General features: G+C 43.2%; 16 protein-coding genes. 3 read left to right on the top strand and 13 right to left on the bottom strand.

What is annotated here, in order from left to right:
* Positions 1 to 110 precede the first annotated feature (110 nt).
* Positions 111 to 1,001, top strand: a complete 891-nt coding sequence (locus tag AB4Z50_RS21480) for an AraC family transcriptional regulator (RefSeq protein WP_441881927.1) — start codon at positions 111 to 113, stop codon at positions 999 to 1,001.
* Between the two features lie 62 nt (positions 1,002 to 1,063).
* Here the strand turns inward: AB4Z50_RS21480 and AB4Z50_RS21475 are convergent, their stop codons facing one another.
* From AB4Z50_RS21475 to AB4Z50_RS21450, 6 genes are all read right to left on the bottom strand, one after another.
* Positions 1,064 to 3,037: a glycosyl hydrolase family 28 protein gene (locus AB4Z50_RS21475; RefSeq protein ID WP_441882200.1), complete on the bottom strand. Its 1,974-nt coding sequence runs from the start codon at positions 3,035 to 3,037 to the stop codon at positions 1,064 to 1,066.
* A gap of 44 nt (positions 3,038 to 3,081) precedes the next feature.
* The gene (locus AB4Z50_RS21470; RefSeq protein ID WP_441881924.1) at positions 3,082 to 3,978 is read right to left on the bottom strand and encodes a carbohydrate ABC transporter permease; all 897 of its coding nucleotides are present in this window, start codon (positions 3,976 to 3,978) and stop codon (positions 3,082 to 3,084) included.
* 17 nt (positions 3,979 to 3,995) lie between these two features.
* Entirely contained in the window at positions 3,996 to 4,922 is a 927-nt protein-coding gene (locus AB4Z50_RS21465) for an ABC transporter permease (protein ID WP_441881921.1), read from the bottom strand.
* A 67-nt stretch (positions 4,923 to 4,989) separates the two neighbouring features.
* The gene (locus AB4Z50_RS21460; RefSeq protein ID WP_441881918.1) at positions 4,990 to 6,714 is read right to left on the bottom strand and encodes an extracellular solute-binding protein; all 1,725 of its coding nucleotides are present in this window, start codon (positions 6,712 to 6,714) and stop codon (positions 4,990 to 4,992) included.
* Between the two features lie 146 nt (positions 6,715 to 6,860).
* On the bottom strand, positions 6,861 to 8,483 hold the full coding sequence (locus tag AB4Z50_RS21455; protein WP_441881915.1) for a response regulator transcription factor: 1,623 nt from the start codon (positions 8,481 to 8,483) through the stop codon (positions 6,861 to 6,863).
* Positions 8,476 to 10,203, bottom strand: a complete 1,728-nt coding sequence (locus AB4Z50_RS21450; RefSeq protein WP_441881912.1) for a sensor histidine kinase — start codon at positions 10,201 to 10,203, stop codon at positions 8,476 to 8,478. Before AB4Z50_RS21450 ends, AB4Z50_RS21455 begins: the two co-directional genes overlap by 8 nt.
* Before the next feature lie 341 nt (positions 10,204 to 10,544).
* On the opposite strand from AB4Z50_RS21450, the gene AB4Z50_RS21445 reads away from it, so the two are divergent.
* Positions 10,545 to 11,114: an SGNH/GDSL hydrolase family protein gene (locus AB4Z50_RS21445; RefSeq protein ID WP_441881909.1), complete on the top strand. Its 570-nt coding sequence runs from the start codon at positions 10,545 to 10,547 to the stop codon at positions 11,112 to 11,114.
* Positions 11,115 to 11,222: 108 nt separating this feature from the next.
* On the opposite strand, the gene AB4Z50_RS21440 is transcribed toward AB4Z50_RS21445, so the two are convergent.
* Positions 11,223 to 11,375, bottom strand: a complete 153-nt coding sequence (locus tag AB4Z50_RS21440; RefSeq protein WP_339208423.1) for a hypothetical protein — start codon at positions 11,373 to 11,375, stop codon at positions 11,223 to 11,225.
* Between the two features lie 177 nt (positions 11,376 to 11,552).
* Between AB4Z50_RS21440 and AB4Z50_RS21435 the strand changes: the two genes are divergently transcribed.
* Positions 11,553 to 12,032 carry a GAF domain-containing protein gene (locus tag AB4Z50_RS21435; RefSeq protein WP_339208422.1) on the top strand — a complete coding sequence of 160 codons (480 nt, stop codon included), beginning with the start codon at positions 11,553 to 11,555 and terminating at the stop codon, positions 12,030 to 12,032.
* A gap of 127 nt (positions 12,033 to 12,159) precedes the next feature.
* Here AB4Z50_RS21435 and def read toward each other — a convergent pair whose 3' ends face one another.
* The 6 genes from def to AB4Z50_RS21405 all read right to left on the bottom strand — a co-directional run bounded on the left by def (position 12,160) and on the right by AB4Z50_RS21405 (position 15,330).
* On the bottom strand, positions 12,160 to 12,678 hold the full coding sequence (def, locus tag AB4Z50_RS21430; RefSeq protein ID WP_441881904.1) for a peptide deformylase: 519 nt from the start codon (positions 12,676 to 12,678) through the stop codon (positions 12,160 to 12,162).
* A 3-nt stretch (positions 12,679 to 12,681) separates the two neighbouring features.
* Positions 12,682 to 12,924 carry a helix-turn-helix domain-containing protein gene (locus tag AB4Z50_RS21425; protein ID WP_076270562.1) on the bottom strand — a complete coding sequence of 81 codons (243 nt, stop codon included), beginning with the start codon at positions 12,922 to 12,924 and terminating at the stop codon, positions 12,682 to 12,684.
* A gap of 217 nt (positions 12,925 to 13,141) precedes the next feature.
* Positions 13,142 to 13,543, bottom strand: a complete 402-nt coding sequence (locus tag AB4Z50_RS21420) for a hypothetical protein (RefSeq protein ID WP_441881901.1) — start codon at positions 13,541 to 13,543, stop codon at positions 13,142 to 13,144.
* Positions 13,544 to 13,683: 140 nt separating this feature from the next.
* Complete coding sequence (locus tag AB4Z50_RS21415; protein WP_441881898.1) at positions 13,684 to 14,340, bottom strand: GNAT family N-acetyltransferase; 657 nt, start codon at positions 14,338 to 14,340, stop codon at positions 13,684 to 13,686.
* Positions 14,341 to 14,513: 173 nt separating this feature from the next.
* Positions 14,514 to 14,999, bottom strand: coding sequence for a nitroreductase family protein (locus AB4Z50_RS21410; RefSeq protein ID WP_441882197.1), 486 nt, complete (start codon positions 14,997 to 14,999; stop codon positions 14,514 to 14,516).
* Complete coding sequence (locus AB4Z50_RS21405) at positions 14,986 to 15,330, bottom strand: hypothetical protein (protein WP_441881895.1); 345 nt, start codon at positions 15,328 to 15,330, stop codon at positions 14,986 to 14,988. Before AB4Z50_RS21405 ends, AB4Z50_RS21410 begins: the two co-directional genes overlap by 14 nt.
* Positions 15,331 to 15,350: the final 20 nt, after the last annotated feature.

Here is a 15,350-nt window from a genome sequence, read left to right as displayed (position 1 = left end):
TCCATTTCATCGATTCTATCGGTTCATATTCGTATGTTCGCAGTGTTGTCAGAGGTACCATAATCTCCTATAATTAATTGATCATATTTAATAGGTACGGGAGGGATTTCATGTCTTTTTTTACGATGTCGAGGCTCGCGAGCCTTGATGTGAGATGGGCTGGCATACAACAGGGCAATGATAACCTCTATATGATGGAGCATTCCAATCCTTTTTTTGAACTGATGGTCGTTGCCGAAGGACCCATTTATCTGCAAGTGGAATCCGAACAGCTGGAGCTGAACTCCGGAGATATCTTCATTTTAAAACCGTGGGAGCGGCATTACAGCTGGAAAAAAACGAACCCCAAAGCCAATTTCTTCTGGGTCCAATTTTCCTGCACGCCTTCTCTGAAGGAAGTCGGAGACTTGGCATCTGGCATCGATTATTCGCTGCTGGAGCACCAGGATTTACGCACCTTTGAATATGAGCATGTCGATGAATTGATCCTGCCTAGGCATTTTCAATTCCCTCGTCCTTATGAACTTCTTTCCCAATTCGAAAAGCTGCTGGAGACCTTCTCAAAACCAGAAGTATACTTTCGTTTTCGCTCAACGCTGCAATTTGCGCAAATTTTGGAATCCATTGCTTTGTCCATTTTAGTCGAATCCAAAAATCAGCGTTACATTCCCGAATCATTTGTTATTTATCGGAAATTGGTTCGTCTATTAGATGAAGCATACACCGACAACCTGTCAAAAGAAGAAATAGAACGCAGCATGGATCGTACGTATGAATATTTGTGTCAAATCTTTAAGAAATATTCAGGTACAAACATCATCAAATATACGAACATGTTAAAAATTCAAAAAGCCAAGTTTTTATTAAAAAGTACAAATCGATCGGTACAAGAAATCTCTCAAGATGTCGGAATCTCGGACACCYTTTATTTCAGTAAACTATTTAAACAATATGAGAAAATCAGCCCTACCGCTTTCCGTGAACGCATGCATCCTTCCTAGCAAACACAAAAAAACCTGCCCATAACAGGCAGGTCAGCAGCTTATTTTCCGTTTTTTTGATACTATTTAAATTTTATATCCGAATACTTCCCCTTAAATTCGATAAACTGTTTCATGTTAGTAGAAGACAATAACGTATTGTTTATTTTAAAACGGTTAAATACGATCCCGCTCACATTATGGCTGTCGTCAACGCCGCTAATAAGAGATTTTCGTGGAAGCTTGCCGCGGTAGATAATGTTGTTAAAGGAGACGTTGCTCACAGAACCAGGCGCAATTCCAGCAGCCATCTCATCTGTCTTGATTTGAAAAAGCATAGAGTCCCCCGGAGCTTCGAACTCATCGATATGAATATTTTTAAAGGCAATATTGCTTATCTTGTTTCCTCCTGTTGCCCAAATTTGAATCGCACCATTATATTTATTCAGATCCCATACGCCTCGTTGATTCAAAATATAGATATTCTCAAAGTTAACCTTATCGATCGTCGCATTTGGCGTATCTCCCAAGCCTAGCAAAATAGGACGAGCATTATCTGCCCAGAATATAGAATCCTTCACCGTTATATTTGAACTCTCACCATAATGATAAATGACAAAATTATCGTCCGTCGTTCTTATGAATACGCCTGAAACCTGCGCATTTTTGCTGCCTGAGAGGTGAATGCCATCAGCATTAACCATCGAACCGAAAAAATTTATGTTCTTGATCGACGTTTGATCCGTAAAGTTCATAACGACTGACCACATCGGATAATCGATCAGTGTAATGCCTTCTACCTTTGAATTAGTGCTTCTCGTAATCCATATCGCCCCGCTTCGTCCCTCAGCGTAATTTCTAGGCCGCAAAAGATCACCACCGTACATGATACCTCGGCCTTTAATTGTAATGTTGCTCAGATCATCTGCAGAAATTGACCCTTTGACAAGCGAGCCTGGTGCCAAATAAACAGTCGTATCGCTCTGACTGATATAAAACGCTTCTCCTGCATGCCAATTGCCATAACCGGTAGACGACATATAATGAGTAGAATCATTGCCATCAGTCATATTGGAGTAACTGGGGAATGCCCCATTTACCGCTTTGCCCTTTGCAATATTTGTAGAATCGTCTCCCTTTTTATAAAGCTTAAATTCGCTTGCCAATGATGTCATTACATAATGACTTGATCCGGTATTACCTAGTAGGACAAGCTTTACAAATCTCGCCTTCACGTTACGCAATACATCGGTGACTGTTCCTTCCCTATTGTTCTCATACCCATCGTATATTTGTACATACGGGTCGTCGACTTTCTCCTTGGCCTCAATAATAAAACGTTGAGGTCCTTTTGCAAACCACTGGGAGTCGGTTAGCTGCTGCACCAAATCAAACTTTTCCAGTTGAACGGTTTCCTCAAGGTCAAGCTCAACCCACATCCCTTTTGGCAGCTCATGCTTGCCCGGCTTAAAATAATACGTATCTTTTCCGGTCGGCAAATATAGCGGGATCGGGTCGCCAGGATTTATGACATAAACGTTTGTGGCATTCTGTGAAGGCGCATCATTCTCAGGCGTGTTTGAAAGGATGTGCAAATTGCCCTCACTCCAGCTGCCATTCACCATAATGGTGGGCTTTAATGGAGCTTTATTATTTTGCGTGAGCGAAAAGATTAATGTATTTCCTTCTGTTTTTTTAGCATTTATTCCATAAGCCGAAGGGCGTATTTCATAATCTTTTATTTTATCCGTGTTATAAGTTACCTTAAACTCAACTGTACCTGTAAAGTCTACGTTAACCATAGCTGCATCCGTAGGTACATCTTGCTCCTTCTGCTCACCGTTCTTTACGTTATAAACATAAAGCTCCTTCCACGTTTTCTGGCCGCTCTCTCTTATCCAAACCGAAAAACTATTGTTTTTTTGCTGCCAAGCTGGCGTATCCCAAGTAACGATTTTTGAAGTGCTCTGCTTATTTTCCTGATTCACAGCATGCGCCTCCCCAACATTCAAAAAAGTTGCTATCAAAAAGAGCACAAGCAACAGCTTCATCTTCATCACAAACCATTCCTCCCGATATGAAGTCATAATAATTCTTGAATCTATCCTTTCACGCTGCCAAGTACGATGCCTTTCATGAAATACTTTTGCAAAAAAGGATAGAGAACAAGCACAGGCAGTGCTGCAAGAAAAATTTGCGAGGCTTTGGTCGTACGGTCTGATACCTCAGCAAGCGCCTTCATATCTTCCGCTGTCAGGTTTCCGCCTGCGGTAAATAACTCCGTGCTTACAACTAGTGTCTGCAGATACGTCTGCAATGGATAATTCGTAGGCGAGTTCATATAGATCAGTCCATCAAACCAGGCATTCCACTGGCCTACGCATGTAAACAACAAAATTGTCGCCAGTGCAGGAATCGAGATGGGAACCATCATTTTCCAGAGCAGCTGCCACTCTGTACATCCATCAACAAGTGCAGCTTCCTGAATTTCTTTTGGTGTTCCGCGAAAGAAATTCAGCAGCAGCACGATGTTGAACACCGCCACAGCGCCTGGAAGTACAAGTGCCCAGATCGTATCAAGCATATGGTAATTTCGAATGACCATGTAGGTTGGGATTAATCCCCCGCTAAATAAAATGGTTACAAAGAAAAACCACACATAGAAGGTTCGCATCGGAAAGTCCGTCCGCTCCTTCGACAACGGATAAGCGGATATAACAACCACCAACAAACTAATGATCGTTCCGAGAACAACCCGCACAATAGAAACAAAAAGCGACTGTAAAAACTCCGGTTTGGACAGTGCGTACCTGTAGGAGCTCAGCGTAAAATCAACTGGCCATAGCTTGACCGCCCCAGCTGTCGCCGCCGAGCTTGAGCTAAACGACAGAGCCAATATATTAATGAGAGGAAGCAAACAAACAACAGCTAACGTAATAAGAAAAACATTATTGCAGATAAGAAAAACTTTCCGTCCCAGTGAATCATTGATGTCCATAACGGTCTCTCCTTTCCTTAAAAAATACGGTATCCAGCTATACGATAAGCCAGCCAGTACGATGCTCCTACAAAAATCAAAGAGACCACCGATTTGAACAAGCCAACGGCTGTTGCAACCGCATATTGAGCATCTATAAGACCTAGTCGATACACAAAAGTGTCCAGAATATCTCCCGTACGATAAACAAGCGGGTTATACAAATTGAATACTTGGTCGAAGCCAGCATTCAGCACGCCCCCAAGCCCGAGTGTCGCGAGCAGCACGATGATGGGAAGCATGCCTGGCAATGTCACATGAATCGTTTGTTTCCATCTGCCTGCCCCATCCATAATGGCGGCTTCGTATAATGTAGGATTAATGCTTGTAAGCGCAGCGAGATAAACAATCGTGCCAAACCCGAATTCCTTCCACACATCCGTGACAACGAGCACATAAGGAAACAGCTTATCATTGCCAAGAAAAAATAGCGGTTCCATTCCAAACCAGCTAATCACTTCATTCAGTAGTCCCTGTGATGGTGAGAGAATATCGATCAGAATGCCGCCAAGAATGACCCACGATAGGAAATGCGGCAAATAAATAAGAGTCTGCACCGATCTCTTGATCGATGATTTCCGCACTTCATTAAGCAGCAATGCCGTCACAATAGGGGCAATTTGACCGAAGATGATTTTCAGAAAAGCAATAAAAATGGTGTTCCATAATACTTGGCCAATCCCAGGCATTTGGAGCATAAACTCGAAATTGTTCCAACCCACCCATTTGGAATCGAAGAAGCCTTTAGCAGGAATGAAATTCTGGAAGGCAATGACGATTCCTGCCATAGGGATATAATGAAACATGATTAACAATAGAATTCCGGGCACCAGCATAAGATGCAGAGGTAGATGCTTCTTCCAAGATCGTCTTCTTTTGACGGTCGCCGCTTGCAACATGATCATTCCTTTCTAAGCTGATAGAGTAAGAAAGGAAGCAAGCCATTCGAGCTGCTTCCTCTCCCTTCTCAGGTTATTGTTTAGCCTTATACCATTCGTTTACTTCAGCCGTAATTGCATCTCCGCCAAATTTCTTCCAATCCGCTACAAACTTATCGAACTCGCTTACATCCGATTGCCCCATAATAATTTTCGTGAACACTTCCAGCTTCATCTTATCCAGTGTGCTTTTCTTGGCTGTCATCGTTGGCGTGCTTGGTCCCGAATATTCATCAACCAGATACTTGTTATCCTTCACGTAGTCGCTGACTACATTCATACCGCCTCCTGGTCCAGCCCATTTATAGGAAGACCAGGCCTGCCCTTCCTCGTTGCTGTCTATAAATTTTCCCGATAACCACAACTGGTAGAGGTCATAATGATGCTTTACATCGGCAATCGGATTATCTACATACTTCCCTGCATCAACCGATTCCTGAACACCGCGGTGAATATTTATCAGCTCCAGTGGATCACTTATGATAACAGCTGCAAATGCCGCAACATTAATTTCCTTGTTTTCTCCCCCGTACCAATAAGCATCCAGACGTCCTTCCGGACCGTATTGCTTCTCTACTGCAAAATTAAGCAGCTTCACGAGCGCTTCCGGATGCTCGAACCCTTTGCGAACGACATAATAATTCCCAACCGGAATGCCGCCTGAGGTACTTGCTGGCTGGTCGTCAAAGGAAATGAGCGGATACGGCTTCCAATCCGACTTTTCCTTCTTATAATGATCCGTCAAAGGCCACCACACGGCACCCTCGCCTGAGTAGAACATGCCCGTTTTGTTACCGGCAATTAATTCGTATGCTTTAGCCTGATCCTTGACCGCAAACTCTGGATCGATCAGACCTGCTTTGAACAGATCCTGCAGCTTCTGCAGCGCCGGCTTGAGTCCTGGTTGTATATCTCCGTAGACGAGCTGTCCAGAATCATCTTTGACCCAGCGGCCTGGATAGGCATGGAAGCTCTCGAAGAAGCCCATTAAGGAATTCAGATCCTTATTGATTCCACCCAGCCCTAGCGTGTCCTTCTGGTTGTTGCCATCAGGATCTTGACTCGCAAACGCCTCGGCAATGCGATATACGTCCTCCATCGATTTGGGCTCAGGCAAATTAAGCTTCTTCAGCCAATCTTGTCTAATCCATAACATCTGCGCACCGGTACCTGTGAAGGTAACACCAGGCAGCGCAAGCAATTTGCCTTCGAAGGTGGAGGCCTTCATTCCGTTGCCTCCATCATTACTTATGACTTGCTTCGTTTTCTCCGAAGCGTATTTCTCAAATACTTCCGTCATGTCCTCGACCATATCGGCATCGACAAGGCGCTTCAGCTCATTAGCTGACACCGTCAAAATATCAGGAATATCGCCAGATGCGATGGTCACATTCATTTTTTGCTGCCACTGTGTCTGTGGAACGCTCCACTTATTGATCAGCTTAATACCCAGCTCCTCTTCATAAGAGCGATACCAAATATTGTTGTCTATGCTGTCGCCCTTCTCGAACTTGATCGACGGCGGCAGCGATCTTACGGTTGTCACCTCAATTGCAGGCTCATATTTGCCCAGCGGAACACCATCGGCTGGTTTGTCTGTCGAATTCGCTGCGCCCTTGCTGTCGCCTGTGTTTGCAGTGTTTTCTTGCTTGCCCTTGTTTCCACTCGCACCGTTATTCGTAGTGCTGCATGCTGATGTTAAGAGAAGCATGACTGCTGTAGCGAGAATTAAATATCGCTTCAAGCTTTTGTGTTGCATGTTCAATCCCCCTTTTGTTGTAAACGCTATCACTTGCATGAATAAAGTATAAGCCCGCTACATCGACTTACGTAACAGGCCATTTCTTTACTTCTGCTTATCTATTTTTTACCTTTGTGCAAAAATTTGCCGAGCAAGCCCATCCATCATCGTTCTTCCAGCGATCGGTAATCCTGTGGGGTATAACCACTTGCTTTCTTGAAGAATCGTGTAAAATGGGGCGGTGAAATAAAGCCAAGCGCGGCACTTATTTCATGAATTTTCAGATCTGGTTGAAGCAGCATCCGCATCGCTTCTTTCAGCTTAGCCTCATGGATATAAGTGAGCACGTTCGTACCTGTCACCTTTTTGAAAGCTCTGGATAAATAAGACGGATTCCATTGTACAATCTCAGATAAACGCACCAAAGAGAGATCCTCTCCTAGGTGATCGTGAATATAGCTCTTCACAAGATCAATGGTTCGGTCGCGGCGTTCAGCCTGGTCCTGCTGCTGCATCTCAAAAATCGTCATTGCAAGTCGATAATAATAATCCATATATGATGCCAGATTCACTTGATCAGCTGCCGGCTGCATTAATACCGACAAATCAATGCGTACCGATAGGCGCTCCTGCAAATTAAAACGATGAATATGGCGCAGGAAAACAAGCGATAGCGCAGAGTAAACCGATTCCATTCGCATAGGCTCAGCTTTGAAGCGAGCCCAGGCCGAATCGAATGCTTCGGCTTGGCCGTTTGCTAAATATTCGCCAAACAAATCCGTTTTGCGCAGCATCTTCGCAAGGTAAAGCTCGGACTCGTCGAATTCAACTTGAACAACACCGTTTCGATCACCGGATTGACGATGATACTCATGCTCCAGCATCGCCCATCGGTCGGCAATGTCATCCCACTCGCAAGGAGACCTGTCCAGCAGAAAAAATAGTGAAATATGGAAAGAGAGCTGAAAGGCAGCCTCTGCATTCTCCGCATATTCCCTAACCGCTAGTCGAGTGTCGCTCCACAAAGCAGATTGTTCAAGTTCAATCGGTTCGCTTAGATGACTGGCTGCCGGTTGTATGAACCAGACCATTGTTTCCTTGTCCACAAATATATACTTCATATGCAGGTGGGAATAACCATACTGCTCCTCGATTACCTTCATCCCTGCGTGCAGCCGCGCTTTTCCAGACTGCCGCGATCCAGAATCCAATCCGATCAGTTTAGCCATCATAAGGAGAACTGGACGCTTCGGATCGAGCGGAATACCGAGCTCCTCGAATTGATTGGATCTGCTGCGCCTATCAAATGATTCATCATAGAGCAGTTCGCTTAACAGCTCGTTTTGAAGTAGCGGCAGCGTTTGCTCCATCTGCTGCATCGCTTTGCCCATAAGACCTTCAATCTGCTGTTCTCCAGCGATATCCTCTGCCAGCTTGCCAATCGTATCCAAAATTTTCTCATGGCCCTCCGTCTTAAGAAGATAGCTGGTATTGTCATAATGGATAGCCTCGTATACATAATCAAATTCGCTATGCCCTGTCAAAAAAACAACTTTGCATCTAGGCCATAACCTGCGAATATGCTTGTGAAGCTCCAGACCGCTTAGAACAGGCATCCGAATATCGGTCATTACGATGTCAAATCTTCCCCTCCTTAACCATTCGAGAGCGCTCTTTCCAGAATAAGCCTTATATAATTCGAACTCGATCGGAAAACGTTCCTGCAGCAGCGTATAGAGGCCGTCTGCAATATCGGGCTCGTCATCAACAATTAACAATCTAAGCATACTCCTTGTCCTCCTTCCATATGGTCAAACGAACTTCCAATCCTCCAAGGCGGCTGCGCTCCACAACAAGTCCGCCTCGCTCCCCGTATTTCATCCGCAATCTTCGGTGTATGTTTAGAAGGCCGGTCGTTTCAATCGTACTTTCATCCGTTCTCAGCAGCTTCTCTAGCGTCTCCAGCCGTTCCTGATCCAATAATAGGCCATTGTCTTCCACACGAATGAACAAACAATCCTCTGCTTCTTCGAAAGTGATAGACAGAAGTCCGCCTTCCTCTATATGATCAAATACATGCTCGAAAGCGTTTTCGATTAAGGGCTGAAGAATAAGGCGCGGTACCTTAACCTCCCGATAAGCGGTTGGAACTTCGCCGCACTTGGCCTTCATCCGCAGACGAAAGCGCCTACCCTGAATTTCAGCATAAATTGTGGCATGCTTGGCCTCCTCGAAAAGCGGTACTTCATCTGAGGAATTGCGGGTAATGTACTGTAAATAGYTGCCCATCTGTGAAGCGAACTGCTTAGCACTGTCATGATCTTCTACCGCAATCATGTTATACAGCGTGAAATAGCTGTTATATAGAAAATGCGGGTTAATTTGTGATTGTAGATGCTTCAGCTCAGCTCGTTGAACTAATATTTTGTGCGTATATACTTGTTCAATCAAATCCCTCATATAACGGGACATTTTATTAAAGCCCTGGAGCAAATATCCGAACTCGCTGCGGCTGTTCTCGGTAATCGTTACGTCCAATTCGCCTTTCTCCATCTTCCTAAATGCGCGCAGAAGCGCAAGCAACGGCCGATGGATCATACGGTACAAGGAAAGACACAAAACAATAATAAAGAAGAGGAATACGGCAATTAACACCCAGAACAGCTGCTGGTAACGATGTAAATTATTGAACAAATGTTTCTCAGGAACAAAATGAATGAGTGAGAACCCGAGAAGCTCAGAGAACCGAGAGGATACGAGCACTCTATCATCTCCCTCGCCGACACTCCTAATATTCTCGTATTCATTAGGTGCACCCGATTTATATTGATCGATGTACTGATCCAAGTAGGGATTCTCATAATGATGAGTGCGAATAATAAAATCTCCGTTCGGATCGCTTAGAACGGAGCCGCTATTCTCGCTGCTCTCTAAAGAGGAAAGTGATTTGCTTAGCTCATTCGGTGAGAGCTCCACAATAATGGAATACATCGCATTTTCCGCTTCGTACAAACCACGCACCTCGTGAACAAGTACAATATACGGAATATGATTGAGGTAATAGATCGCTTTTCCCGGACTTTTTCTAGCCAGCTCACTAGTAGCATTAAATTGCTCATGCATCATCGCGCCCGTTCCCTGCATAGCGGAAATCGTACGGTTAAGGGAGGGAATATGTACGGACACATCCGATATATATACGCTGCTGTTTTTTAGTGCAAACAGCCTGTCCTGTACCATTAATATAGCTTGGCTTTTGTCATATTGATTCATGTAGTCTGGAATAACCGCCAGCTTGTTCAGCGATTCGTCGTTAATTAATTCAAACTGCAGCAGTTGAATCCGTTCGACTTCCTTCTCCATCGCACGTATATTCGCATCAACCCTCGACTCCATCGAGTTGGATATTTCCCTTCGCAGCAGCTCCCTGCCTCCAGAATAAAAGTTGTTCCCAATCAAGATAATCGGAATCAGCAACAATGCCAGCAATAACGCGAAGCGAAGCAACAGTGAGCTCTTTATTCTGCTAAACCCTGTACGGATAAGTACCGCCTCCATTTTTGCTAAGATTGCCATGAAGCAGCAGCTTAGACTCGTTTTTTGTTTCCACTTGCAGATGATGCAGCTTCACCGTATACACTTTTTCATTATTTAGAAGATTGTGCTCAAATGCAATACAAACACTAGTTTAATGTTAAGCGATTTCATGTGCTTTCAACATTGACGTTTTTAACATTTGGACAGAAAAAAGACTAGATAAATCAATAGCTTGATTCATCTAGTCTTCGACTCCATTACATCGATGTCTTATACTATAGGTATACATAAAATAGAAAGAGGTGCCCGATATGTGGAAACACTTTGTAGCTATGGGTGATAGCTTTACGGAAGGTATTGGTGATGAAGTTGAGGAGACCCCATTAAAGAGCTGGGTCCATCACTTCGCCGAGCTGCATGAGCCCGCATTAAAATACACCAATTTGGCTAAACGTGGATTGATAACCAAAGAGATTCGCTTAAAGCAGCTGGAAGAGGCTCTAGCACTAGAGCCTGATTTAGTCAGCCTAATCGCAGGCGCAAATGATATTTTAAAAGGCCGCTGGAACTTCAATGAGTATAAGTCGGAAATGGAGCTCATGATAGATGGGTTAAGCAAGTCAGGTGCTGCTGTTATAATCGGAAATCTTCCCGACTTTACAGCTAGATTGCCTTTGCCTGATGAAAAAAAACGAGTAATAAAAGAACAGCTGCTACAAGCAAATGAAGTCGTTCGTTCACTTAGCAGCGAGTACAAATTAATGCCTATCGATTTCTGGAATCATCCAATGGCTGAAGACAATACCTTTTGGTCTAAGGATTTGATTCACCCCAACTCCATAGGATACCGAAAAATTGGCGAAATCATCTTTAATCGTTGATCAATTTGAATGATTTTTATGACCGATGACCATCGGTGTGAATAGCAAAAAAAGTCCCTAAAGATAGGGACTTTTTTTCTTCCTGATTTAAATATACGTGCCATTAAATCATTTTTCCGAAAGTTCAATTTCTTGCTTTGTTGCTTCGTCAGCTGGTTGGTCGTTTTTCACATATTCATCTTGGTCACTGCCCCAAACATAATCGTAATTCGTAATGTCTGGCTTGTAGTCTTTTTTTGGATTGTCTTTATTATTTTCCATAAAAATCACTCCTTTTTGTTAGTATGCGTTCTCCCATTGAAAATTAATCCATTTGATTTCCACTGCTTCATTTGCCTGTTATTTCGAAATGTTTAAATCTTATTAGGGAGTATGCTAAAATGTGATGTACAACAAAAAATGATAAACTAATCCCATTTACAATAAAGGAGTCGAACGATGTTTCATCCAGAACAATACGAAGGATCAAAGGAGCAAAAATACGATTTGGCCATCCGGCAGCTTCAAGCTTTGCTGGAGGGTGAATCTGATGTAATTGCCAACCTTTCCAATGCATCGGCATTGCTTAATCAATTTTTAGATCGTATTAATTGGGTTGGATTTTACGTGTATCGGGGCGAAGAACTAGTCCTAGGACCTTTTCAAGGATTACCCGCTTGCGTCCGCATTCCTCTACATCGGGGCGTTTGCGGGAAAGCTGCCAGCCAAAGAGTGACTGTCAGAGTTGGAAATGTGCATGAGTTTCCGGGACATATCGCATGTGATGCCGCATCCCAATCCGAAATCGTTATTCCAATTATTATAAACGACGAGTTGTTCGGCGTTCTCGACATAGATAGCCCTGAGCTTAATCGTTTTGACGAGGTTGACCAGCTTTACTTGGAGAAGCTCGTTAAGCAACTGATTCAGCACTTGTAATACCAAATAGCCTGTCTTAACGATAACCCGCAACTTGAAGGTCATATCCAAAAAAATAACGAGCCCTAGAATCGCTTCTAGTGGCTCGTTTTAGGTTGAAATAACTTTGAATTTTAACAATCCTCTATTACAAATTCGTATAGGATAACTTGCATGCCTCGATAAGATCTGCCCGTTCATTCGTCCCCTCTACAAAAAAAGAATTCTCTTGGATAAGATCTATATAAAGCGTACCATTTAAGTGGTCCACCTCATGTTGTATGCATCTCGCCAGAAAACCCTCTGCTTCAATAACGAGCTCTTCACCTGATCTAGTTAACGTTTTCACTTTCACATGTTGTGACCTTTTAACTATGCCATAATATCCAGGAAGAGATAAACACCCTTCAGAGCCAACTTGTTCACCGCTTTGATAGACGATCTCCGGGTTAATCAGTTCAATTAGCCCATCGCCACAATCCATAACAATCACTCTTCTTAGAATGCCTATTTGAGGAGCAGCTAGACCAGCCCCATCATTCGAATCGTAGAGTGTTTCAGCCAAATCATCCAAAAGCTTTAAAATTTTCGGAGTAATACTTTCAATTGGCTTAGCTTTCTTTCGAAGAACAGGATCACCAAAAGGCAGAATTGCTTTTATAGTCACAAACTAAGCCTCCTTTACTTGCAAAGTTGGGGTATGTACCCATAGATCATTAGGTTTACATTCTAAAGCAGTACAAAGTGCATCTAACGTTTCAGCCTTCATTTGCTTCGGTTTCCCTGATATTAGAGCACTGATTGAAGGAGCAGAAAGGTTATAGTTAGCCTTATCCTCTAGCAGGCGAGCCAGTGCTGCACCCGTCCATATTCCTCGATCAGCCATCATTTTTCTGAGCATCCATTCAAGCAAGTTAAACACCCCTCGACACCACATTAGGCAGCAACTAAAATAATTAGGCACTGCCTAAATTTAGAGTATCATTAAAGTCAAATTTTCTCAACAAATTAGCTCACTCTTTTTGTTCAACACTCTTGACTACAAAAAACACAAAAAACCTCTACACCGTGTACCTTCACGCTAGAGAGGTTATATTTTAAAAAATCACTTTTCAATTGAAGATCATTTGTTATTTTATGAATTCCGCATTAGAATGCAGCCCTAAAATCTCAATAATTTCCGCAATCGCTACTTTCTTCGGACCATCCATGAAATAACCTATCAATCCGATTTTAATATTATTCACATGAACTTCTCTTCTCATTTGAGAGAAAATAATCCACATTTTGGCAGTACCTTCTATTGGTACAGGTCTAGCATCATTTAATATAATATTTCCATGTTCGTCTTCAAACTCTGGAAATATAGCAGAAAAAACACCTTCCTTGCTATCCTTAAGATCATAAAAGAAATCAGTGCGTAAACCTTGAAATACAGGCTTCTTCCTGCCCCCTTCTTCATGAGAATAGAACCTATATTTAACCCTAAAATCCGCCTCATGATTCAGTATTTCTTGATACGGTTTCCACATTCGTTTCCCTCCTATCTTGCTTGCCTTCATCTGAATGTACTGTTTTTCAAGTTCAGATATGCTGAATTGATCGTTTGGGAACTCGTTTTTCAGCATATTATTTGTTCAGTTTATTTTCACATGCGACATTTGCTAAAATATCAACGATTTAATCCTCTTTGAAGCCGTTCTTGAAGATTGGCTCGCACCCCTGGCCATTCCTCGGCAAGTATCGAATAATAAGCTGTATCTCTAATACCCCCATCACTTGCAGGGACATGTGCCCTTCGAATACCTTCAAAAGCAGCACCAAGCCGTAATATCGCTGAACGAGAACGTAAATTGCGAGCATCTGTTTTGAGCGAAATTCTAGTCGCCTTCCACGTTTCAAACGCATGGGTAAGCAGAAGAAGCTTAGATTGTGTATTAACTCCTGAACGAATAACTGATGCTGCATACCAAGTGCTGCCGATTTCGGCCACGGTTGGCGGTTTCTCATCCGAAGGCGATGGTCCACTCGCAACGCCTGGAGGCCATGGAGGCGGCCATGAGAAAACTTCTAAATCCAGAAATCTTGTAGTTCCTACAATACGCCCTGTTTCAATATGACGGACCACAAATGGCACTGCACGGCCTTTCTCGTAGGACATTAATGCACACTCTATGTATCGTTCGGTATCCACCCGCCCATTTGGCACATTCGTATACGTATAAAGTGACCGATCTTCCGAGGCTGCGGAGCAGAGATCATCGACGTGGTCCATTGTCATTGGTTCGAGATGGACTAGATTCCCTCGAAGGGTGACTGGTGTTAGCATGGAATCACAACCTTTATATATTAATTATTTGTTGTTTGAAATTCAATTTGTGGAATTGCTTTAAATATAACGTTACGAATTGGTTAGTCAAAGTGAATATTTCTTGCTTTAGATCATTCACTAATGACAAAAAAACTCCCCACAGACAAGCAATACTGTAGAGAGGTTTATTTTTAAGAGAGATACGTAATCTTGGAAGCAATTGATGTTCTTGGCTTAGTATTTGGAACTTCTGCTGGATAACCAATTCCAAATACACCAATAACATCGTAATCTTCCGGCACATCTAAAATGGTGCGGTTATGAGCCAAAGCCCCCAGAGAAGCCCAATACATACCAACACCAGCTTCATGAGCGGCTAATAAGAAGTTCTGTACAAAACATGAGACAGCCATAACATTCTCGTCGCGTTCAAATGAAGTCGAACCTGGTTTAGACAATACTCCAATAACGACAGGCGCTTTGCCAAAGTCCGTTTTATGATTTAATTTAGTTCTTGTTTCTGGTCCAATAAACAGGAGCTCCCAAGGCTCGTTAAAGCGATGGTTTGGCGCATAGCTGGCAGTCTCTAGCCAAGAAATCAAATCACTTTCGGAAATGGGCTGAGAACTGAATGATTTGATACTTCTACGGGCTCTGATTGCTTCAGTTACTGTCATTTTTCTCATCTTCTCCAATCCTGTTATTGTCGCTTTCAGGAGCTGCTTCGCGAAGCTCAAACGACTGGATAAACTCCTGAATAATCGCATCCGTAGCTTTTAATTCACCGCTTATAACTAGTTTGATGGCGTCGTATTCTGGCTGATTCAGTTGATGCAGTAAAGTTGAGCGCTTCGTTTGAAGTCTCTCCAGGAATGCAATCGCTCTGCCTCGGCGAAAGGTTTGAGCGCTTGAAGTACGCTCATGTCTTCTACCGTCGTGTTCATGTCCCCGATCTCTGTGTCCTCTGTGTTCGTGATGCCCTATGTGTCCGTGTCTTCCCTCGCGCATCGTTACTCCTCCTCAAGTTG

The organism is Paenibacillus sp. 2TAB26 (genome assembly GCF_052115145.1).
Classification (GTDB): Bacteria; Bacillota; Bacilli; order Paenibacillales; family Paenibacillaceae; genus Pristimantibacillus.
Note: the sequence above shows the minus strand (reverse complement) of the source record. Positions and strands in the feature narration are given on the sequence as shown.

Excerpts from the sequence above, each read along its gene's own strand:
- AB4Z50_RS21470 (WP_441881924.1), bottom strand. The coding sequence starts at position 3,978 with ATGGACATCAATGATTCACTGGGACGGAAAGTTTTTCTTATCTGCAAT.
- AB4Z50_RS21460 (WP_441881918.1), bottom strand. The coding sequence starts at position 6,714 with ATGCAACACAAAAGCTTGAAGCGATATTTAATTCTCGCTACAGCAGTC.
- AB4Z50_RS21420 (WP_441881901.1), bottom strand. The coding sequence starts at position 13,543 with ATGTGGAAACCGTATCAAGAAATACTGAATCATGAGGCGGATTTTAGG.
- AB4Z50_RS21445 (WP_441881909.1), top strand. The coding sequence starts at position 10,545 with ATGTGGAAACACTTTGTAGCTATGGGTGATAGCTTTACGGAAGGTATT.
- AB4Z50_RS21405 (WP_441881895.1), bottom strand. The coding sequence starts at position 15,330 with ATGCGCGAGGGAAGACACGGACACATAGGGCATCACGAACACAGAGGA.
- AB4Z50_RS21475 (WP_441882200.1), bottom strand. The coding sequence starts at position 3,037 with ATGAAGATGAAGCTGTTGCTTGTGCTCTTTTTGATAGCAACTTTTTTG.
- AB4Z50_RS21435 (WP_339208422.1), top strand. The coding sequence starts at position 11,553 with ATGTTTCATCCAGAACAATACGAAGGATCAAAGGAGCAAAAATACGAT.
- AB4Z50_RS21415 (WP_441881898.1), bottom strand. The coding sequence starts at position 14,340 with ATGCTAACACCAGTCACCCTTCGAGGGAATCTAGTCCATCTCGAACCA.
- AB4Z50_RS21465 (WP_441881921.1), bottom strand. The coding sequence starts at position 4,922 with ATGATCATGTTGCAAGCGGCGACCGTCAAAAGAAGACGATCTTGGAAG.
- AB4Z50_RS21455 (WP_441881915.1), bottom strand. The coding sequence starts at position 8,483 with ATGCTTAGATTGTTAATTGTTGATGACGAGCCCGATATTGCAGACGGC.
- AB4Z50_RS21440 (WP_339208423.1), bottom strand. The coding sequence starts at position 11,375 with ATGGAAAATAATAAAGACAATCCAAAAAAAGACTACAAGCCAGACATT.
- AB4Z50_RS21410 (WP_441882197.1), bottom strand. The coding sequence starts at position 14,999 with ATGACAGTAACTGAAGCAATCAGAGCCCGTAGAAGTATCAAATCATTC.